The sequence below is a fragment of the Kitasatospora indigofera genome (assembly GCF_014655955.1).
GTDB lineage: Bacteria > Actinomycetota > Actinomycetes > Streptomycetales > Streptomycetaceae > Kitasatospora > Kitasatospora indigofera.
This window is the reverse complement of sequence record NZ_BNBO01000003.1, coordinates 84,528-104,682: the sequence shown is the minus strand read 5'-3', so window position 1 is coordinate 104,682 and position 20,155 is coordinate 84,528. Positions and strand designations below refer to the sequence as shown.

The window sequence follows — 20,155 nt, the reverse complement described above, 5'->3', positions numbered from 1 at the left end:
TCTGCCGCGTGCTCCGGCGGAGCACCCAGCCAACAGCCGAAAGGGCCACCACCGTGCCTGAGTTCGACCTGCTCGTCGTCGGCGGAACCGGCGTGGACACCATCGTCAGGGTCGACCGGCTGGAGGTCCCGGACGGCGATTCGGTGTACGCCCCGCCGATCCGCGACTACGTCGCCCACACCGGCAACGGCGTGGCCCTCGGCGCCCACCACCTCGGACTGCGCACCGCCTTCGTCGACTTCCTCGGCGACGACCCGCAGGCCGAGCTGATCCTGGCCGAGTACGCCCGCCGCGGCCTGCCGTTCAGCCACCTCCACACCCCGTACGGCACGCCGCGCGCGGTCAACCTGGTGGACGCCGCCGGCCGGCGCTTCTCCTTCTACGACGGCCGCCACCCCGCCGACCTGCGCCTGCCCGCCGACTTCTACCTGCCGCACCTCCGGCAGGCCCGGCACGTGCACCTCTCCATCACCGGCCCGAACCGCGACATGTACGAGGACATCCGCCGGCTGGGCCTCACCAGCTCCACCGACCTGCACGACTGGGACGGCCACAACCCGCACCACCTGCACTACGCGGTCAACTCCGACCTGGTCTTCCTGTCCGTGGCGGGCTGCCGGGGCCGCCACGAGGAGGTCATGCGGCGGATCCTCGCCGAGGGCCGGGCCCGGCTGGTCGTCGCCACCGACGGCGCCGACGGCTGCCACCTGCTGACGCGGGACGAGCCCGCCCCGGTCCGTCACTTCCCCGCCCTCCCGCCGGCCGCGCCGGTGGTCGACACCAACGGCGCCGGGGACGCCTTCGTGACCGGTTTCCTGCACGCCTGGTTCGCCGGCCGGCCCGCCGAGGAGGCGGTGGTGAGCGGTACCGTCGCCGGCGCGTACGCCTGCACGAGCGCCGGGACCCACACCGACTTCATCTCCGCGTCCGACCTCGCGGAGGGCCTCGCCGGCGCCCTGAAGGGCCGCTGACCGGCGGCTCCGCCGCGGGTGGCCCGGCCACCGGGAGATTCTCATCGGACTCCCAGCACAGCATCACGGCCCTCCCAGCTCGGCCCTGCACAGTCGGACGGTAAGCGAACCGACGCAGGACCAGGGGCAGGAGTGGGGCACCGGATGGGACAGCACCGGGCCGGGCAGCACGCCCGCCGAACGCCGCGCCGGCGCATCCTGCGGCCGGCTCTGGCCACCGCCTGCGCCGCGCTGGCGGTGGCCGCCGTCCTGGCCGGCGCCCACACCCTGACCTCGCGCGCCACCGCCGACGCCCCGGCGGACAGTGCGCTCACCGCCTCCGCCGACCCGTCGACGGCCCTCGCCCCGGCGGCCGCGCCCGCCACCCCGGACCCGGACCCGGCCGCCGTCGAGGCGACCGCTCCGGCCGGCACCGCGAGCACGGCGGCCGCCCCGGCGGCCACGCCGACCGCGGCCGTCAAGCGGGGCAGCACCACGGATGCTCCGGCCGACGCCGAATCCGCCAAGGTCGGTGCCCTCTTCAACGGCCCGGTCGCGGCCGGGCGGCACTTCTGCACCGCCAGCGTCGTCCACAGCCCCACCAAGAACCTGCTGCTCACCGCGGCCCACTGCCTCAGCAGCTCCGGCAACGTGACCTTCGCCCCCGGCTACCGGGACGGCACGGCGCCGTACGGGAGCTGGCAGGTGACCGCCGTCCACACCACCACCGGCTGGGACCAGCACCGCGACGAGGACGAGGACTTCGCGATCCTGGAGGTCGCCGCCGACCAGGGCCGGCAGATCGAGGACGTGGTCGGCGCCCACCCGCTCGGCACCGGCGAGAGCTTCACCGCCCAGGTCAGCCTCTTCGGCTACCCCAACGCCGGCGAGACCCCGCTCACCTGCGTCAACGCCACCAGCAAGGAGGACACCTACCAGCGCGCCATCGACTGCCCCGCGTACACCGGCGGCACCAGCGGCGGCCCCTGGATCAGCACCGCCACCGGCGCCGTCATCGGGCTGATCGGCGGCTACCAGGAGGGCGGGGACACCCCGGACACCTCGTACAGCGCCCTGTTCGACCACACCATCACGGCCCTCTACGCGACGGCGGTCGCGGCCGCGGGCTGACCCGGCCCGGAGCCCGGGCAGCCCGGCCCGCTGTGCCGAACCGGCCGACGGGCCGGTGCGCCGTGATCTAGGGTCGTGGTCATGACATCCCTGTTCAACGACGCCGTGCGCAAGCTCCTCGACGCACCGCACTCGGCCGTGCTCGCCACCCTCAACCCGGACGGCGCCCCGCAGACCTCGGTCGTCTGGGTCGGACGGGAGGGCGACGAGGCGGTCGTCTCCACCGCCGCCGGGCGCCGCAAGGAGAAGAACGTGCGCCGCGACCCGCGGGTCAGCCTCACCGTCTACGACCGGGACAACCCGGACGTCTACGCCGAGGTGCGCGGGACGGCGACCGTCGCCGAGGACACCGGGCGCCGGCTCGCCGTGGCCCTGGCCGAGCAGTACGAGGGCCCGGGCGCCGGCCAGGAGTACCTCGACCTGCCGGCGGAGCAGGTCCGGCTGGTCATCCGGATCACGCCGACGCGCGTCCTCGGCAGCGCCACGGCCTGAGCCGGGCCCGATCGGTGCCGGGGCGGCCGCGCCCCGGCACCCACGGCAGCCGGCGTGCCGTCAGACGCACTTCGTCCCGCGGTCGGCCAGCACCACCGCGCCGACCTTGTCGGCCGCCACGGTGAACTCGTACACCCAGCCCTGCGGCCCGCCGGCCGGCATCCGGTAGCGCCCGTCACCGGTGAGCTCCAGGCCCCGGGCCGCGTAGGCCTGCTTGAGCTCGTCGACGGTGGAGCCGGCCCCGATCCCCTCGGCCGTCCGGGCGTCCGCCGGCGCGACCAGCTCGTGCAGTCCGCCCTTGCCGAACGAGGCGCCGCCGGCGGCCGCGAAGGCCTTGTCCCGTGCCTCGCGCAGCGTCGCCACCCCGACCACGGCCTGGGTCGCCTCGGCCACCGCCCTGGCGGCCTCGGCCTGGCGTGCGGCGTCGTCGGCGAACTCCTTGGCCGACGCCCCGGGCCCGGCCCTGCCGCTGTCCGCCTTCGCGCCGGCGGCGTCGGCCTTCGCGTCCAGTTCCTTGAGCCTGGCCTCGGCCGCGGTCTCGGCGGCCATCCGGACCGGGTCGGGCGCCGGCCCGCCCCGGTAGGAGAAGTCCGCGCACCCGTCCAGCGTGGACACCGGCGCGGCCTCCAGCGCGCCACCGGCCAGCGCCGCCTCCTTGGCCGTGCCGGGGGCCAGCCCGCGGTACCCGGCGACGCCGAACACCTCCGGCGCCTTGCCGGCCTTCGACTGCCCCGGGGTACCCGCCGCGGCGGGGCCCGCGGCGGCACCGCTGGAACAACCCACCGCGCCCGCCCCGACCAGTGCCACCACGAGACCCAGGCCGATCATCCGCCCGGCCCGCCCGGACGTTCTTCCCGGTGCTGCCTTCATCGCTGCTTCCCCCCACATACGTTCGGGCGAGCCGGCGCCTCGCCGCCCCGCTTCAAGATCATTGTCCATGCAGCCGTCGCCGCCCCGCCGCCCGGGGGAGCCGATGGCCCGCGCGAACAGGCGCGCCGGACGGGTCACTTCGGAGCGACGGCGACCGCACCGGACAGCCGTGGCCCCGGGCCTTCGGCACTGCCCCCGAACATGACGAAGGCCCAGCTTCGCGGTAACTCACCGCTTGGCTGGGCCTCTTCAGCACTTCTCGCGAAGTGCCCCCGGTAGGATTCGAACCTACGCACCCGCCTCCGGAGGGCGGTGCTCTATCCCCTGAGCTACGGGGGCCTGCTCTTCGTCGCGACCTTGCTGCGACGTGGAGAACATTACCAGGCTGTCGGCTCTGTCCGTGCACGGGTTTTGACGGACGCGTCGGAGTGGCTCCCGGCGGGGGTGACGGAAGTGCGGAAAGCCCGGACGGGGCGGTGGGCGCGCGGCTACCCTCGGTGAGGTGTCTGGAGTGTCCGGGCGGGTCCTCGTGGTGGACGACAGCGAGGTGATCCGCCAGCTGATCAGAGTCAACCTGGAGCTTGAGGGCTTCGAGGTGGTGACTGCCGCCGACGGCGCCGAGTGCCTTGAGGTGGTCCGCCGAGTGGACCCGGACGTGGTGACGCTCGACGTGATGATGCCGCGGCTGGACGGGCTGAAGACGGCGGCGCGGCTGCGCGCGGCGCCGCGCACGAGTCATCTGCCGATCGCGATAGTCAGCGCCTGCACGCCGGCGGATCTGGACCGGGGCGAGTCGGTGGGGGTGGACGGCTATCTGGGCAAGCCCTTCGACCCGGCGGACCTGGTGGCCCTGGTGCACCGGCTGATGGCGCTGCGCGCGGGGGGCGGGCGGGCGTCCGGCTTCGCGTACGGGTTCGGCGCCGGTCCGGTGCTGGGCGCTCCGGCCACCCCGGGTGACATCGGCCACCCCGGGTGACACCGGCCGCCCGGCCGGGGAGCCCGGCGAATTCCGCTCTCAGCGAACAGGGCGGGGTTGACGGCCGCGGCCGTCGACGCCACGAACCGCAACGGCCTGCCGGTCGGGTGCCGCTGGGGCGGGTGAGGCCCGGACGGGCCCGGCGTCTCAACGGGTAAACCGGGTGGCGGGCGGGCACCCTCTCTCGCCTACGCTTGGCGTCGTGACACCCGCAGAGCTTTCCCAGGCAGTCCAGGCCGCAGTGCGCACCGCCGTCGAGGCGGGCGAGCTGACCGTCACCGTGCCCGAGCACGTGACCGTCGAGCGGCCCAAGAACAGGGACCACGGCGACTACGCCACCAACGTGGCCCTCCAGCTCGCGAAGCCGGCCGGCAAGCCGCCGCGAGCCGTCGCCGAACTGGTCGCCGCACGCCTGCGAGAGCTGCCCGGGGTCGCCAAGGTCGACATCGCCGGACCGGGCTTCCTGAACATCACCTTCGACGCCGCCACCCAGGGCGAGCTGGCCCGCACCATCGTCGAGGCGGGCGCCGCGTACGGCCGCAACGACGCGCTCAAGGGCCTGAAGATCAACCTGGAGTTCGTGTCGGCCAACCCGACCGGCCCGATCCACATCGGCGGCGTCCGCTGGGCGGCCGTCGGCGACTCGCTCGCCCGGGTGCTCAAGGCCACCGGCGCCGACGTCACCACCGAGTACTACCTCAACGACGCCGGCGTGCAGATCTCCAAGTTCGCCGCCTCCCTGCAGGCCGCCGCCAACGGCCGGCCCGCGCCCGAGGACGGCTACGTCGGCGAGTACATCGTCGACATCGCCAAGGCACTGGTGGAGGGCATCCCCGGGGTGCTCGACCTGCCGGTCGACGAGCAGCTGGAGACCTTCCGGGTCGAGGGCCTCAAGCTGATGGTCGCCGAGATCCAGCGGTCGATGACCGAGTTCGGCACGCACTTCGACACCTGGTTCTCGGAGAAGTCGCTGCACGACTCCGGCGCGGTGGAGAAGGCGATCGAGCGGCTGCGCGCGCAGGGCCACGTCTTCGACGAGGACGGCGCGATCTGGCTGCGCACCACCGACTTCGGCGACGACAAGGACCGCGTCCTGATCAAGGCCGACGGCGAGACCACCTACTTCGCGGCCGACGCGGCGTACTACCTGAGCAAGCGGGACCGCGGCAGCGAGGTCTCGGTCTACATGCTGGGGGCGGACCACCACGGCTACGTCAACCGCCTCAAGGCCATCGTGGCCTGCGCGGGCGACGACATGGACCGCAACATCGAGGTCAAGATCGGCCAGTTCGTCAAGATGCTGCGTGACGGTGAGGAGGTCCGCATGTCCAAGCGGGCCGGCAACATCATCACCATCGACGACGTGGTCGACTGGATCGGCGTGGACGCGGCCCGCTACACCCTGGCGCGCTCCTCCACCGACTCGACGATCACGCTCGACATCAACGTGCTGACCAGCCAGTCGAACGAGAACCCGGTCTTCTACGTCCAGTACGCGCACACCCGGATGTGCGGCGTGGCGCGCAAGGCCAAGGAGCTGGGCGTCGACAAGGGTTCGGCCGAGGACTTCAAACCCGAGCTGCTCGCCACCCAGTGGGAGAGCGACATGCTGGGCGAGCTCGGCGAGTTCCCGCGGATCCTGGCCAAGGCCGGCCAGACCCGTGAGCCGCACCACGTGGCGCGCTACCTGGAGGACCTGGCGGGCGTCTACCACCGCCTGTACGACAACTGCATGTTCCTGCCCAAGGGCGACGAGGAGATGACGGACACGCACCGTGCCCGGCTCTGGCTGGTGGAGGCCGCGCGGACGGTCGTCGCCAACGGCCTCACGCTGCTCGGCGTCACAGCCCCCGAGCGGATGTAACCGCCCCACGTGCGGACGGGGCGGTGACGGTCCATCCGGGCCGTCGCCGCCCCTTTCCATAGATCGGCCCGCGCCGGGACCGGCGTCAGGACCAGCTCCGAGAACAGCTCCGAGATCCGCTCGAAGACCAGCTCCACGATCCGCCCGCGCTCCAGCCGAGAACGTCAGAGGAAGAGGACATGAGCCGCTCCGCCCACCCCGCAGGCCCGCGCCACGGCGACGTGCTGCCCGAGGGCCACTACCAGGCCCCGCCGAGCGACCTGAACGCCCTCGACCCCAAGGTGTGGTCCCGGACGGTCGCGCGCGGCGCGGACGGCGTGGTGACCGTCGGCGGGCTGGACGTGCGGACGCTGGCCGCCGACCACGGCACCCCGGCGTACCTGCTGGACGAGGACGACTTCCGCACCCGGGCCCGGGCCTGGCGGGACGCCTTCGGCACGGACGCCGACGTGTACTACGCGGGCAAGGCCTTCCTCTCCAAGGCGGTCGTGCGCTGGCTGCACGAGGAGGGGCTCAACCTCGACGTGTGCAGCCAGGGCGAGCTGGCGGTCGCGCTGGCCGCCGGGATGCCGGCCGAGCGGATCGCGCTGCACGGCAACAACAAGTCCTCGGACGAGCTGGAGCACGCGGTCAAGGTCGGCGTCGGCCACATCGTGGTGGACTCCTACCAGGAGATCGACCGGCTGGCCGCGATCGCCGCCGGCCAGGGCGTTCGCCAGCCGGTGCTGATCCGGATCACGGTGGGCGTCGAGGCGCACACCCACGAGTTCATCGCGACCGCGCACGAGGACCAGAAGTTCGGCCTCTCGCTGTCCGGCGGCGCGGCCGCCGAGGCGGTCCGCCAGGTGCTCGCGCGGCCGAGCCTGGAGCTGCGCGGCATCCACTCGCACATCGGCTCGCAGATCTTCGACATGGCGGGCTTCGAGGTCGCCGCCCGCCGGGTGGTGGGGCTGCTCTCCGAGGTCCGCGACGAGCACGGGGTGGAGCTGCCGGAGATCGACCTCGGCGGCGGCCTCGGCATCGCCTACACCAGCGAGGACGACCCGCGCGAGCCCGCCGAGATCGCGGCCGCGCTGGCCGAGATCGTCCGCCGCGAGTGCGCCGCGGCCGAGCTGCGGGCGCCGCGGCTGAGCGTCGAGCCGGGCCGGGCGATCGTCGGCCCGACCGCCTTCACGCTGTACGAGGTGGGCACCGTCAAGCCGCTGGAGGGCCTGCGGACGTACGTCAGCGTGGACGGCGGCATGTCGGACAACATCCGCACCGCGCTGTACGACGCCGAGTACTCGGTCGCCCTGGTGTCGCGGGCCAGCGACGCCGAGCCCATGCTGGTCCGGGTGGTGGGCAAGCACTGCGAGTCCGGCGACATCGTCGTCCGGGACGCGTTCCTGCCCGCCGACCTGGCGCCGGGCGACCTGATCGCGGTGCCGGCCACCGGCGCGTACTGCCGCTCGATGGCCAGCAACTACAACCACGCCCTCAAGCCCCCCGTGGTCGCCGTCCGGGACGGCGCCGCCCGGGTGATCGTCCGGCGCGAGACGGAGGAGGATCTCCTGCGTCTCGATATCGGATGACGAAATTCTTGTCTCAGATCATGGAACGACCGTAGATCCCCGCGGAAAGTCCCGGAGACTGGTACGGACCGAAGGTTCGGCGACCGTCCGAAATGGGCGCCGGAATACACGAAGAATGCAGAGCGGAGTCGGATGATGCGTACGCGCCCGCTGAAGGTGGCGTTGCTGGGCTGTGGTGTGGTGGGCTCCGAGGTGGCGCGCATCATGACGACGGACGCCGCCGACCTCGCCGCGCGTATCGGCGCGCCGGTCGAGCTCGCCGGCATCGCCGTCCGCCGGGCCGGCCGGGCCAGGCCCGGGGTGCCCGAGCACCTGCTCACCACCGACGCCGAGGCCCTGGTCGGCCGCGGCGACATCGACGTGGTGATCGAGGTCGTGGGCGGCATCGAGCCGTCCAAACACCTCATCCTGAAGGCGTTCGAGCAGGGCGCCTCGGTGGTCAGCGCCAACAAGGCGCTGCTCGCCCGGGACGGCGCCGAGCTGCACCGCGCGGCCGCCGACGCCGGTGTCGACCTGTACTACGAGGCCGCGGTGGCCGGGGCGATCCCGCTGATCCGCCCGCTGCGCGAGTCCCTCGCGGGGGACCGCGTCAACCGGGTGCTCGGCATCGTCAACGGCACCACCAACTTCATCCTCGACAAGATGGACTCCACCGGCGCCGGCTACTCGGAGGCGCTGGAGGAGGCCACCGCGCTCGGCTACGCCGAGGCCGACCCGACGGCCGACGTCGAGGGCTTCGACGCCGCCGCCAAGGCCGCCATCCTGGCGGGCATCGCCTTCCACACCAAGGTCACCGCGGCCGACGTCTACCGCGAGGGCCTCACCGAGGTCACCGCCGCCGACATCGCCTCCGCCAAGGAGATGGGCTGCGTGGTCAAGCTGCTCGCGATCTGCGAGCGCTCGGCCGACGGCGAGTCGGTCACCGCCCGGGTGCACCCGGCGATGATCCCGCTGTCGCACCCGCTCGCCTCCGTCCGCGAGGCCTACAACGCGGTGTTCGTGGAGGCCCAGGCGGCCGGCCGGCTGATGTTCTACGGCCCGGGCGCCGGCGGCGCGCCGACCGCCTCCGCGGTGCTCGGCGACCTGGTGGCGGTCTGTCGCAACAAGGTCGCCGGCTCCACCGGCCCCGGCGACTCGGTGTACACCCGCCTGCCGGCCAAGCCGATGGACGAGGTCGTCACCCGCTACCACGTCAGCCTGGACGTGGACGACCGCGCGGGGGTGCTCGCCCAGGTGGCGTCCACCTTCGCCGAGCACGGCGTCTCCATCGACACCGTGCGCCAGCAGGGACGCGACGGCGACGCCTCGCTCGTCGTGGTCACCCACCGCGCCACCGACGCCGCGCTCTCGGCGACGGTCGACAAGCTCCGCGCGCTCGACAGCGTGCGGGGCGTGGCCAGCATCATGCGGGTTGAAGGGGAGTAGGAAGCACCATGAACGCAGTGATCGACAGAGCTGCGCACACCCACCAGTGGCGCGGCCTCATCGAGGAGTACCGCGACCGGCTGCCGGTGAGCGACTCCACTCCGGTGGTCACCCTGCTGGAGGGCGGCACGCCGCTCGTCCCCGCGCAGGTGCTCTCCGAGCGCACGGGCTGTGAGGTGTACCTCAAGGTCGAGGGCGCCAACCCGACCGGGTCCTTCAAGGACCGCGGCATGACGATGGCGATCTCCAAGGCCAAGGAGGACGGCGCGCAGGCCGTCATCTGCGCCTCCACCGGCAACACCTCGGCCTCGGCCGCGGCGTACGCGGTGCGGGCCGGCATGGTGTCCGCGGTGCTGGTGCCGCAGGGCAAGATCGCGCTCGGCAAGATGGGCCAGGCGCTGGTGCACGGCGCGAAGATCCTTCAGGTGGACGGGAACTTCGACGACTGCCTCACCCTTGCGCGTGAACTGTCCGAGAAGTACCCGGTGGCGCTGGTCAACTCGGTGAACCCGGTGCGGATCGAGGGCCAGAAGACGGCGGCCTTCGAGATCGTGGACATGCTGGGCGACGCCCCGGACATCCACGTCCTGCCGGTCGGCAACGCGGGCAACATCACCGCGTACTGGAAGGGCTACCGCGAGTACGCCGCGGACGGGCTGTCCTCCCGGCTGCCGCGCATGTGGGGCTTCCAGGCCTCCGGTTCGGCCCCGATCGTGGACGGTCACCCGGTGCTCAAGCCGCAGACCATCGCGACCGCGATCCGGATCGGCAACCCGGCCTCCTGGGACTACGCGATCGCCGCGCGGGACGACTCGGGCGGCCTCATCGACAAGGTGACGGACCGTCAGATCCTGTCGGCCTACCGGCTCCTGGCCTCGCAGGAGGGCGTCTTCGTGGAGCCCGCCTCGGCGGCCAGCGTGGCCGGCCTGCTGGCGAAGGCGGAGGCCGGACTGGTCGACCCGGGCCAGCGGATCGTCTGCACCGTCACCGGCAACGGCCTGAAGGACCCGGACTGGGCCGTGGCCGGCGCGCCGCAGCCGCCGGTCGTCCCGATCGAGGCGGAGGCCGCCGCCCGCCGGCTCGGCCTGCTCGACTGACCGACCCGAACCGGTGGGCCGACTCTTTAGGGGGTTGGCCCACCGGCGTTCCCGGGTGACACTTTTGTGTCAATTTCCGGCTCCGATTCCTCGTCGTTCCGGCACGCATTCCGGCCAGAACCGGCAACACACCGGATCGGTGGGCCGTGGGGTGTACCGCTGTGGAACTTCTCTTCGATACTCTGGGTCCGGCCGTGTGGCACATGCCCCGGGCCCGGTCCGCCCCCAGGGCCGCGGCATCGACTGTGACCGCCCGCCCCCGCCGGGGCCCTGCGTGCAGAGCCCGCGTCGTCCCACCCGCCGCCCGCGTCCGCCCGGGCTGCCTGCCGCCCCCACCGACATTCTGCACCGACGCTCTCCCGGGCCCCGTCCGGGAGCGCCCCCCGTCGCGCGACAGCGCCAAAGTCTTCAGGAGGGTCCAGCCGATGGCCGGTCCTGCGTTCCGTGCCGCCGCCGTCCGGGTCCGGGTGCCCGCCACCAGCGCCAACCTGGGCCCCGGCTTCGACGCCTTCGGACTCGCCCTGGGCCTCTACGACGACGTGGTCGTCCGGGTCGCCGACTCCGGTCTCTCCGTGGACATCGCCGGCGAGGGTGCCGACACCCTCGCCCGGGACGAGCGCCACCTGGTGGTCCGCTCGATGCGCGCCGCCTTCGAGCGCCTCGGCGGCCAGCCGCGCGGCCTCGAAGTGGTCTGCGCCAACCGGATACCGCACGGCCGTGGCCTCGGCTCCTCCTCCGCCGCGATCTGCGCGGGCATCGTCGCCGCCCGCGCCGTCACCATCGGCGGCCCGTCCGCCCTGGACGACGAGGCGCTGCTGGCCCTCGCCTCCGAGCTGGAGGGCCACCCCGACAACGTCGCAGCCTGTCTGCGCGGCGGGTTCACCATCGCCTGGACGGACGAGGACAGCGCCAAGGCCGTGAAGCTGGAGCCCGCCGCCCAGGTGGTGCCGGTGGTCTTCGTCCCGTCCACCGAGGTGCTCACCGAGACGGCCCGCGGCCTGCTGCCGAAGACCGTGCCGCTCGCCGACGCGGCCGCCAACGCGGGCCGTGCCGCGCTCCTCGTCGAGGCCCTGACCAGGCAGCCCGGCCTGCTGCTGGCCGCCACCGAGGACCGCCTGCACCAGGACTACCGGGCCTCGGCGATGCCCGACAGCGCCGGTCTGGTGGGCGCCCTGCGGGCGGAGGGCATCCCGGCCGTGATCTCCGGGGCCGGTCCGACCGTGCTCGCGTTCACCGACGCCGAGGGCGCCGACAAGCTGATCGGCTTCGCCGGCCCGGGCTTCGCCGCGCACCGGCTCGAACTCGACCGCACGGGTGCCTCGGTACTCCCGCTCGACGTCTGAACGGGCCGCCGCCGCGGGCGGGCCGGGCCGCGCCGCGGCCCGGCGGTACGGACACGATTGGCAAGCGCAAGGCTGGGGAATGTCTGAGGGGGTCGGTAGTGTTAACCTCATTGCTGCACCAGGTGCCCTCCGGGGCTCGGTGCGCCGCGTCCCGATCCCAGCGTTCCGCTTCCGCGGAATCAGGGCGATGCACGGGACCGCGATTCTCCGGGAGCCCGCCACAGCGCGTACGCAGCCTGCCTGCGCGATTGCGGCCGCATCCCGAAGCCGTGACGGCACCTGACTCCCACCCGCGGCCTCCAACCTGAGGCCCGGCCGGGCGGAACACGGGCGACCGTCTCGCAACGGGGGCCCGGGATTCGCAGGCAGTGGGCTCCTCCTGCTCCCTCGCGGGCAAGGAGGGCGCGGGCCGGCACGAGACCGGTCCACCGCGCAGACCGAGCACCACCCGTGCTTCACGCACCGCACCTCGCAGCTCTCTCCCGACTGGCACCTTCATTCGGGGGACCACAGCCTCGGGCCGACGCAGACGAGCGTCGGTCAGGACAGCACAACCGGTCGCCGAGCCAGACAGGCCGACGTCCGCTCCAGGGAAGGACCCTTAGTGAGCGACACCACCGATCTGATGGGCGCGCGCCCCGACGCCGAGGCGCCGGACGCAGCCGCGGCCCCCGCGGCTCCGGCACGACGCCGTCGCACCGCCGCCGCGGGCCTTGACGGTCTCGTCCTGGCCGAGCTGCAGAAGCTCGCCTCGACGCTGGGCATCAGTGGCACCGGGCGCCTGCGCAAGAGCCAGTTGATCGAGGCCATCAAGGAGAAGAGCGGCGGCGACCCGCTGCTCGCCGGCTCCGCGCCCGCCGCCCCGGCCGCCAAGCGCGCCGCCAAGGCCGCCCCGGCCGAGGCCCCGGCCGCCGAGCCGGCCGAGAAGCCCGCCCGCCGCACCCGCGCCGCCGCCGCCCCGGCCGAGGCCCCGGCCGCCGAGCCCCAGACCCAGATCGACATCCCGGTCCAGGCCGCCGCCGAGACCACCGCGCCGGCCCGTGCCGAGCGCACCCGCCGCCGCGCCACCTCGGCCGCCGGCGCCCCGACCGCCGAGGAGGCCGCCGCCGCGTCGGTCGCCACCGAGGCCAAGCAGGCGGAGGCCAAGCAGGCGGAGGCCAAGCAGGCCGAGACCCGCCAGGCGGACGTCAAGCAGGGCGAGACCCGTGCGTTCGACGGCCGCCAGGACGACGGTCGCAGCGAGAGCCGCCGCGACCGCCGTGACCGCCGTGACCGCCGCGAGGGCGGTGAGCGCCAGGACGGCGCCGAGTCGCAGGCCGGCCAGGAGGGCGACGGCCGCGAGTCGCGCCGTGACCGCCGCAACCGCCGGGACCGCGCCGAGCGCCAGGGCGGCCAGGCCCAGCCCCAGTCCGGCCAGCAGTCCGGCGCCCAGGGCGACGGCCAGCCGGGCCGGCAGACCCAGCAGGGCGGCGGCCAGCCGCAGGCCCAGCAGGGCGGCTACGACGACGACGAGTTCGGCGACGGACGGCGCGGCCGGCGCGGCCGCTACCGCGACCGCCGGGGCCGCGGCACCCGCCGTGACGGCTTCGACGTGGGCCAGCCGGAGCCGCAGGTCGGCGACGACGACGTGCTGATCCCCGTCGCGGGCATCCTGGACATCCTCGACAACTACGCGTTCGTGCGGACCTCCGGCTACCTGCCGGGCAGCAACGACGTCTACGTCTCGCTGGCCCAGGTCCGCAAGAACGGCCTGCGCAAGGGTGACGCGATCACCGGCGCCGTGCGCCAGCCCAAGGACGGCGAGCGCCGCGAGAAGTTCAACGCCATGGTGCGGCTGGACTCCGTCAACGGCATGGACCCGGAGAGCGGCCGCGGCCGTCCCGAGTTCGGCAAGCTGACCCCGCTGTACCCGCAGGAGCGCCTGCGCCTGGAGACCGACCCGGGCGTGCTGACCACCCGCATCATCGACCTGGTGTCGCCGATCGGCAAGGGCCAGCGCGGCCTGATCGTCGCCCCGCCGAAGACCGGCAAGACGATGATCATGCAGGCGATCGCCAACGCGATCACCCACAACAACCCCGAGTGCCACCTGATGGTCGTCCTGGTCGACGAGCGTCCGGAAGAGGTCACCGACATGCAGCGGTCGGTGAAGGGCGAGGTCATCTCCTCGACCTTCGACCGCCCGGCCGAGGACCACACCGTGGTTGCCGAGCTGGCCATCGAGCGCGCCAAGCGCCTGGTGGAGCTGGGCCACGACGTGGTGATCCTGCTGGACTCGATCACCCGTCTGGGCCGCGCCTACAACCTGGCGGCGCCGGCCTCCGGCCGCATCCTGTCCGGTGGTGTCGACTCGACCGCGCTCTACCCGCCGAAGAAGTTCTTCGGCGCCGCGCGCAACATCGAGAACGGCGGCTCGCTGACCATCCTCGCCACCGCGCTGGTGGAGACCGGCTCCCGGGCCGACGAGGTCGTCTTCGAGGAGTTCAAGGGCACCGGCAACATGGAGCTCAAGCTCGACCGCAAGCTCTCCGACAAGCGCATCTTCCCGGCCGTCGACGTCGACGCCTCCAGCACCCGCAAGGAGGAGATCCTGCTGGGCAAGGAGGAGCTGGCCGTCACCTGGAAGCTCCGCCGGGTGCTGCACGCGCTCGACTCGCAGCAGGCGATCGAGCTGCTGCTGGACAAGATGAAGCAGACCAAGAGCAACGCCGAGTTCCTGATGCAGATCGCCAAGACGACCCCCGGGTCCGGCGACTGACACCCGGTCGGGAACACCGGTGAGCACCACCCCGAGCCCCGGGCCGCGCACGCGGTCCGGGGCTCGGGCGTTCCCGGGGCCGGGGCGCCGGGATCCGTCGGGGCCGCGCGGTCCCGGACGCCGGTTCGGGTCCGCGGGACGGCCGGGCCTGCGTCCGGCGGTCCCGGCCCCCGGCCCGGCCCGGGCCCACCGGGCCCACCGGCCGCCGGTTCGCCCGGCTTCGCCTATGCTCGAACGGATGGCCATATCGGCCATAAGAGGGAGAAAACGGAAAAGCCGCCTAGCCTAGGACGGAACCGGATGGCCGATCACGAGAAGGGCCGCAGCCCCCGCCGCCGCGCCCTGCGGATCGCCGTCTGCGCCATGGTCGCCGTCGTGGTGATCGGCGCGGGAGTGGCCGGTTACGCGTACTGGAAGTTCAACGGCAACATCAAGAGCGTCGACATCGACGCCAGCCTGGGCACCGCCAGGCCGCCCGCTGCCACCGACGGCTCGTTCAACCTGCTGGTGCTCGGCTCGGACTCGCGGGCGGGCGGCAACGGCGCCCTGGCCGGCGGCGACACCGCCGACACCGCGCGCTCCGACACCGCCATGGTGGTGCACGTCAACCAGGACCACTCCGGGGCCCAGGTGGTGTCCATCCCGCGCGACACCCTGGTCGCCCGGCCCGCCTGCACCGACAAGACCGGCAAGACCGTCCCCGCCGTGCAGCGGGCGATGTTCAACAGCGCCTACGAGACCGGTGGCGCCGCCTGCGCCGTGAAGACCGCCGAGCAGCTCACCGGGCTGCGGATGAACCACTACATCGAGATCGACTTCGCCGGTTTCGCGCACGTCATCGACTCCATAGGCGGGGTCACCGTGACGACCACGGTGGCCATCCACGACAAGGACAGCGGCCTGGACCTCGCGGCCGGCACCCACCACCTGGACGGCACCCAGGCGCTGGCCTTCGTGCGCACCAGGCACGGCATCGGCAACGGCAGCGACCTCGGCCGGATCGAGCTCCAGAAGCAGATGATGAAGTCCGTGCTGCAGCAGGTCGCCGGCATCGGGCTCTTCTCCAACCCGGTGAAGCTCTGGTCCGTCGGGGACACCCTGACCAGCAGCATCACCACCGACTCGGACCTCGCCTCGGTGAACTCGCTGGTCGGCCTCGCGCAGTCGCTCCGGGGCATCGGCCCCGAGCAGCTCGCCATGGTCACCCTGCCGGTCGTGACGGCCCCCTCCGACCCCAACCGGGTGGTCTCCCAGCAGCCGCAGGCCGGCCAGCTGTGGGCGGCCCTGAAGACCGACCAGGCCGTCCCGCAGGCCGTCCTGGCGGTGCAGCCGGGCAATCCCGCCACCTCGCCCTCCGGGGCCGCCACACGGCCCCCGGGAGGCTCCTCCGGCACCGCTCCCGCCACCGTCCCGGCCGCCTCGCCGAGCAGTACCCTGAGCAGCTTCCTGAGCGGCCGCCCCGGCGGCTCCGTCACCGGCCCGGCGACCGGCCCGGCGATCGGCCCGGTGACCGGCTCCTTGAGCGGCCCCGCGACCGGTCCTTCGCCCGTCGCGGAAGGGCGTTAGGAGCCGGTCGCGGGCGCCCGGAATATCCCCCCGGGGTTCCCGGTTTGGGAAGAAGCGGGCAGTCCTGGCAGACTGGTCCGTCGGTCCCGGTTCACGTGCGGCTGATCAGACGCCGACCCGGTGCCCTCCCGAACCTAGGAGAACCCCTTGAAGCCCAACGTTCACCCCACGTACGTGGTCACCTCCGTGACCTGCACCTGTGGCAACGAGTTCACCACCCGCTCGACCGAGCCCAGCGGCGTCATTCGCGCCGAGGTCTGCTCGCAGTGCCACCCGTTCTACACCGGCAAGCAGAAGATCATGGACACCGGTGGCCGCGTCGCCCGCTTCGAGGCCCGCTTCGGCAAGGGCCACAGCGGCAAGCAGGCCTAGCGCTCCCACGGCGCCGGTCTCCGGTGTCCCCGTCCAGTACGGGGGCACCGGGACCGGCGCCGTTCGCGTCCCACCGCCGCAATGCCGCACCCCCTCCAGCACCGACGCCACCGCAGACCGATCCGGAAGTAGGCCATCCCATGTTCGAGGCAGTCGAAGAGCTCCTCGTCGAGCACGCCGCCCTCGAAGAGCGGCTGGCGGACCCGTCCGTCCACGCGGACCAGGCGAACGCCCGCAAGCTCGCCAAGCGCTACGCCGAGCTCACCCCGATCACCGCCACCTACCGCGCCTGGCGCCAGGCCGGCGAGGACATCGAGGCGGCCCGCGAGTTCGCCGCCGAGGACCCGGACTTCATCGCCGAGATCAAGTCCGCCGAGGCCCGCCAGGCGGAGCTGACCGAGGACCTGCGCCTGTTGCTCGTCCCCCGGGACCCGAGCGACGAGAAGGACGTGATCCTGGAGATCAAGGCGGGCGAGGGCGGCGAGGAGTCCGCGCTGTTCGCCGGCGACCTGCTGCGGATGTACCTGCGCTTCGCGGAGCGGACGGGCTGGAAGACCGAGATCATCGACTCCAACGAGTCCGACCTCGGCGGCTACAAGGACGTCTCGGTGGCCGTGAAGACCAAGGGCACCGTCGAGCCCGGCCAGGGCGTCTGGGCCCGCCTGAAGTACGAGGGCGGCGTGCACCGCGTGCAGCGCGTGCCGGCCACCGAGTCCCAGGGCCGCATCCACACCTCGGCGGCGGGCGTGCTGGTCACCCCCGAGGCCGAGGAGGTCGAGGTCGAGGTCCACGCCAACGACCTGCGGATCGACGTGTACCGCTCGTCGGGCCCCGGCGGCCAGTCCGTCAACACCACCGACTCGGCGGTCCGGATCACCCACCTGCCGACCGGTATCGTGGCCTCCTGCCAGAACGAGAAGAGCCAGCTCCAGAACAAGGAGTCGGCCATGCGTATCCTGCGCTCACGGCTGCTGGCCGCCGCGCAGGAGGCCGCCGAGCAGGAGGCCTCGGACGCGCGTCGTAGCCAGGTCCGCACCGTGGACCGCTCCGAGCGCATCCGGACGTACAACTACCCGGAGAACCGCATCTCGGACCACCGCACGGGCTTCAAGTCGTACAACCTGGACCAGGTCCTGGACGGCGAGCTGAACCCGGTGATCCAGTCGTGCGTGGACGCCGACGCGGCTGCCAAGCTCGCCTCGGCACAACAGAACTGAGCAATCCGGCCCGGAGGCGACCACCGGGCTGCGCCGGAAGGGGTACGTACGGATGAACCTGCTGCTCGCCGAGGTGGCCCAGGCCACCCAGCGGTTGGCCGCGGCCGGCGTGCCGTCGCCGCGCTTCGACGCGGAGGAACTCGCCGCACACATCCACAACGTCAAGCGCAGCCAGCTGCACACCGTGCCGGACGCCGACTTCGACGCCCGCTACTGGGAGGCCATCTCCCGCCGCGAGGCGCGCGAGCCGCTCCAGCACATCACCGGCCGCGCCTTCTTCCGGTACCTGGAGCTGGAGGTGGGCCCCGGCGTCTTCGTGCCCCGCCCCGAGACCGAGACGGTCGTCGAGTGGGCCATAGACGCCGTCCGGGACATGGACGTCGCCGAGCCGCTGGTGGTCGACCTGTGCACCGGCTCCGGCGCGATCGCGCTGGCCCTGGCCCAGGAACTGCCCCGCTCCCAGGTGCACGCCTTCGAGCTGGACGAGGGCGCCATGCGCTACACCCGGCGCAACATCGCCGCCAGCTCCGACCGCGCCCGGGTCACCCTGCACGCGGGGGACGCCACCCGCGCCTTCGAGGACGACCGCTCCTGGGACGGCCGCTTCGACCTGGTGATCAGCAACCCGCCGTACATCCCGCTCACCGAGTGGGAGTACGTCGCGCCCGAGGCCCGCGACCACGACCCGCAGATGTCGCTGTTCTCCGGCGAGGACGGCCTGGACACCATCCGCGGCATCGAGCGGGTCGCCGCCCGGCTGCTGCGCCCCGGCGGCGCCGTCGTGATCGAGCACGCCGACACCCAGGGCGGCCAGGTGCCGTGGATCTTCAACGAGGAAGGCGGCTGGACGGACGCCGCCGACCACCGCGACCTCAACAACCGCCCGCGCTTCACCACGGCCCGGAAGGCGTCGCTGTGACCCTCGGGCACCGCGGCCGGCGCCGGCCCGGCGACCGGCCGCACCACCACGACCGCGCTGCACGGCACCGCGCCCCGGGCGCCGCCGGGCAGCCGGGCCACCAGGCCATGAGCCATCTCGGAAGGGGACCGCACCGATGAGCCGCCGCTACGACTGTGCCGACGCAGGGGACCGCGCCACCGGACTGCGCGAGGCCGCCTCGGCGATCCGCCGCGGTGAGATCGTCGTGCTGCCGACCGACACCCTCTACGGGGTCGGCGCGGACGCCTTCTCCCCGGAGGCCGTCGCCGCGCTGCTGGCCGCCAAGGGCCGTGGACGCAACATGCCGTCCCCCGTCCTGGTCGGCTCGCCCACCACCCTGCACGGCCTGGTCACCGACTTCTCCGAGCAGGCCTGGGAGCTGGTCGACGCCTTCTGGCCGGGCGGTCTGACCCTGGTCGCCAAGCACCAGCCCTCGCTGCGCTGGGACCTCGGCGAGACCCGGGGCACCGTCGCCGTCCGGATGCCGCTGCACCCGGTCGCGATCGAGCTGCTGAACACCACCGGCCCGCTCGCCGTCTCCAGCGCCAACCGCACCGGCGGCCCGTCGCCGGCCACCTGCGACGAGGCCCAGGAGCAGCTCGGCGACGCCATCTCGGTGTACCTGGACGGCGGCCGGGCCGACCACGCGACCGCCTCCTCCATCGTCGACGTCACGGGCAAGGTCCCGGTCCTGCTGCGGGCCGGCGCGATCAGCGCCGAGCAGCTGAGGGAGGTCGTCCCCGACCTGGAGGCCGGCAGTTGACGGCGACCTCCCTGCACGCGGGGCCCGGCATATCGCCGTACCTCAGCGTGGCGCCCCGGCCGCTCGACCACTTCCGGATCCTGTTCGTCTGCACCGGGAACATCTGCCGCTCGCCGATCGCCGAGCGGCTCACCCGGCGTGAGCTGGACACCCGGCTGAGCCCCCGGGTGGCCGGCCGGATCCTGGTGGAGAGCGCCGGCACCTGGGGCCACGAGGGTGCCCCGATGGAGGCGCACGCCGCCACCGTGCTGGACGAGTACGGGGCGGACAGCGGCGGCTTCACCGGCCGCGAGCTGCTGGACGAGCACGTGGTCGAGGCCGACCTGGTGCTCACCGCGACGCTGGACCACCGGGCCCAGGTGATCTCGATGGGCCACGCGGCCGGGCTGCGCACCTTCACGCTGAAGGAGTTCACCCGCCTGGTGCGCCGGATCGACCCGGGCACGCTGCCCGACCCCCGGCGCGGCGCCGACGTCACCGAGCGGGCCCGGGCGCTGGTGCGGGCGGCCGCCGCGCTGCGCGGCTGGCTGCTCGCGGCGACCCCCGAGTCGGACGAGGTGGACGATCCCTACGGCGCGCCGATCGGGATGTTCCGCAACTGCGGCGAGGAGATATTCCACGCCGTGGACCCGGTCGTCACAGCGCTGACCGGCGTCCAGGCACCGCGCTGACGCCCCCGGCCGCCACCCGCCGCGGGGGTCCTGCGCCCTGACGGGTGCACCCGCCTCGCGTCGGCAGGACGGCCGCGCGGGCCGGTCCTACGCTGGAGGGACCTCTCCCCCCGCCTTCGGCCGGGAGGTGCCCGCACGCGCAGCCCGGG

General features: G+C 73.3%; 16 protein-coding genes, 1 tRNA gene and 1 pseudogene. 16 read left to right on the top strand and 2 right to left on the bottom strand.

All coding sequences use genetic code 11. The features are described from left to right. The first annotated feature begins 53 nt into the window (after window positions 1–53). From IE329_RS04255 to IE329_RS04245, 3 genes are all read left to right on the top strand, one after another. Window positions 54–971, top strand: a complete 918-nt coding sequence (locus tag IE329_RS04255; RefSeq protein WP_190209430.1) for a carbohydrate kinase family protein — start codon at window positions 54–56, stop codon at window positions 969–971. A gap of 144 nt (window positions 972–1,115) precedes the next feature. Continuing rightward, window positions 1,116–2,081, top strand: a complete 966-nt coding sequence (locus tag IE329_RS04250) for a trypsin-like serine peptidase (RefSeq protein ID WP_190209429.1) — start codon at window positions 1,116–1,118, stop codon at window positions 2,079–2,081. Between the two features lie 81 nt (window positions 2,082–2,162). After that, complete coding sequence (locus IE329_RS04245; protein WP_190209428.1) at window positions 2,163–2,573, top strand: PPOX class F420-dependent oxidoreductase; 411 nt, start codon at window positions 2,163–2,165, stop codon at window positions 2,571–2,573. 60 nt (window positions 2,574–2,633) lie between these two features. Here IE329_RS04245 and IE329_RS04240 read toward each other — a convergent pair whose 3' ends face one another. Next, window positions 2,634–3,443 (bottom strand): hypothetical protein, encoded by an 810-nt coding sequence (locus IE329_RS04240; protein ID WP_229927158.1) that lies wholly within the window; start codon window positions 3,441–3,443, stop codon window positions 2,634–2,636. A gap of 267 nt (window positions 3,444–3,710) precedes the next feature. Beyond that, a tRNA-Arg gene (locus IE329_RS04235) sits at window positions 3,711–3,782 on the bottom strand. 163 nt (window positions 3,783–3,945) lie between these two features. On the opposite strand from IE329_RS04235, the gene IE329_RS04230 reads away from it, so the two are divergent. The 13 genes and pseudogenes from IE329_RS04230 to IE329_RS04170 all read left to right on the top strand — a co-directional run bounded on the left by IE329_RS04230 (window position 3,946) and on the right by IE329_RS04170 (window position 20,006). Continuing rightward, window positions 3,946–4,419 (top strand): response regulator, encoded by a 474-nt coding sequence (locus IE329_RS04230; protein ID WP_190209427.1) that lies wholly within the window; start codon window positions 3,946–3,948, stop codon window positions 4,417–4,419. Window positions 4,420–4,621: 202 nt separating this feature from the next. After that, window positions 4,622–6,283: an arginine--tRNA ligase gene (argS, locus tag IE329_RS04225; protein WP_190209426.1), complete on the top strand. Its 1,662-nt coding sequence runs from the start codon at window positions 4,622–4,624 to the stop codon at window positions 6,281–6,283. A gap of 179 nt (window positions 6,284–6,462) precedes the next feature. After that, window positions 6,463–7,854 (top strand): diaminopimelate decarboxylase, encoded by a 1,392-nt coding sequence (gene lysA, locus IE329_RS04220; RefSeq protein WP_190209425.1) that lies wholly within the window; start codon window positions 6,463–6,465, stop codon window positions 7,852–7,854. A 132-nt stretch (window positions 7,855–7,986) separates the two neighbouring features. Further along, window positions 7,987–9,279 carry a homoserine dehydrogenase gene (locus IE329_RS04215; protein WP_190209424.1) on the top strand — a complete coding sequence of 431 codons (1,293 nt, stop codon included), beginning with the start codon at window positions 7,987–7,989 and terminating at the stop codon, window positions 9,277–9,279. Between the two features lie 8 nt (window positions 9,280–9,287). Then, window positions 9,288–10,376 (top strand): threonine synthase, encoded by a 1,089-nt coding sequence (gene thrC, locus IE329_RS04210; protein WP_073926132.1) that lies wholly within the window; start codon window positions 9,288–9,290, stop codon window positions 10,374–10,376. Between the two features lie 425 nt (window positions 10,377–10,801). Next, on the top strand, window positions 10,802–11,719 hold the full coding sequence (gene thrB / locus IE329_RS04205; RefSeq protein WP_190209423.1) for a homoserine kinase: 918 nt from the start codon (window positions 10,802–10,804) through the stop codon (window positions 11,717–11,719). A gap of 604 nt (window positions 11,720–12,323) precedes the next feature. Continuing rightward, window positions 12,324–14,477 (top strand): transcription termination factor Rho, encoded by a 2,154-nt coding sequence (gene rho / locus IE329_RS04200; RefSeq protein WP_190209422.1) that lies wholly within the window; start codon window positions 12,324–12,326, stop codon window positions 14,475–14,477. A 300-nt stretch (window positions 14,478–14,777) separates the two neighbouring features. Further along, window positions 14,778–15,836 (top strand): annotated as a pseudogene (locus IE329_RS04195) (LCP family protein); the annotation flags it as partial. A gap of 354 nt (window positions 15,837–16,190) precedes the next feature. Then, on the top strand, window positions 16,191–16,415 hold the full coding sequence (gene rpmE / locus IE329_RS04190; RefSeq protein WP_073926128.1) for a 50S ribosomal protein L31: 225 nt from the start codon (window positions 16,191–16,193) through the stop codon (window positions 16,413–16,415). A 140-nt stretch (window positions 16,416–16,555) separates the two neighbouring features. Then, window positions 16,556–17,632 carry a peptide chain release factor 1 gene (gene prfA / locus IE329_RS04185; protein ID WP_190209420.1) on the top strand — a complete coding sequence of 359 codons (1,077 nt, stop codon included), beginning with the start codon at window positions 16,556–16,558 and terminating at the stop codon, window positions 17,630–17,632. A 52-nt stretch (window positions 17,633–17,684) separates the two neighbouring features. After that, entirely contained in the window at window positions 17,685–18,551 is an 867-nt protein-coding gene (gene prmC, locus IE329_RS04180) for a peptide chain release factor N(5)-glutamine methyltransferase (RefSeq protein WP_073926126.1), read from the top strand. Between the two features lie 136 nt (window positions 18,552–18,687). Beyond that, window positions 18,688–19,335 carry an L-threonylcarbamoyladenylate synthase gene (locus tag IE329_RS04175; protein WP_190209419.1) on the top strand — a complete coding sequence of 216 codons (648 nt, stop codon included), beginning with the start codon at window positions 18,688–18,690 and terminating at the stop codon, window positions 19,333–19,335. 29 nt (window positions 19,336–19,364) lie between these two features. Further along, window positions 19,365–20,006: an arsenate reductase/protein-tyrosine-phosphatase family protein gene (locus IE329_RS04170; protein WP_073926347.1), complete on the top strand. Its 642-nt coding sequence runs from the start codon at window positions 19,365–19,367 to the stop codon at window positions 20,004–20,006. The last annotated feature ends 149 nt before the right edge of the window (window positions 20,007–20,155 follow it).

Excerpts from the sequence above, each read along its gene's own strand:
- IE329_RS04250 (WP_190209429.1), top strand. The coding sequence starts at position 1,116 with ATGGGACAGCACCGGGCCGGGCAGCACGCCCGCCGAACGCCGCGCCGG.
- IE329_RS04245 (WP_190209428.1), top strand. The coding sequence starts at position 2,163 with ATGACATCCCTGTTCAACGACGCCGTGCGCAAGCTCCTCGACGCACCG.
- IE329_RS04240 (WP_229927158.1), bottom strand. The coding sequence starts at position 3,443 with ATGAAGGCAGCACCGGGAAGAACGTCCGGGCGGGCCGGGCGGATGATC.
- lysA (WP_190209425.1), top strand. The coding sequence starts at position 6,463 with ATGAGCCGCTCCGCCCACCCCGCAGGCCCGCGCCACGGCGACGTGCTG.
- IE329_RS04215 (WP_190209424.1), top strand. The coding sequence starts at position 7,987 with ATGATGCGTACGCGCCCGCTGAAGGTGGCGTTGCTGGGCTGTGGTGTG.
- thrC (WP_073926132.1), top strand. The coding sequence starts at position 9,288 with ATGAACGCAGTGATCGACAGAGCTGCGCACACCCACCAGTGGCGCGGC.
- thrB (WP_190209423.1), top strand. The coding sequence starts at position 10,802 with ATGGCCGGTCCTGCGTTCCGTGCCGCCGCCGTCCGGGTCCGGGTGCCC.
- prfA (WP_190209420.1), top strand. The coding sequence starts at position 16,556 with ATGTTCGAGGCAGTCGAAGAGCTCCTCGTCGAGCACGCCGCCCTCGAA.
- prmC (WP_073926126.1), top strand. The coding sequence starts at position 17,685 with ATGAACCTGCTGCTCGCCGAGGTGGCCCAGGCCACCCAGCGGTTGGCC.
- IE329_RS04175 (WP_190209419.1), top strand. The coding sequence starts at position 18,688 with ATGAGCCGCCGCTACGACTGTGCCGACGCAGGGGACCGCGCCACCGGA.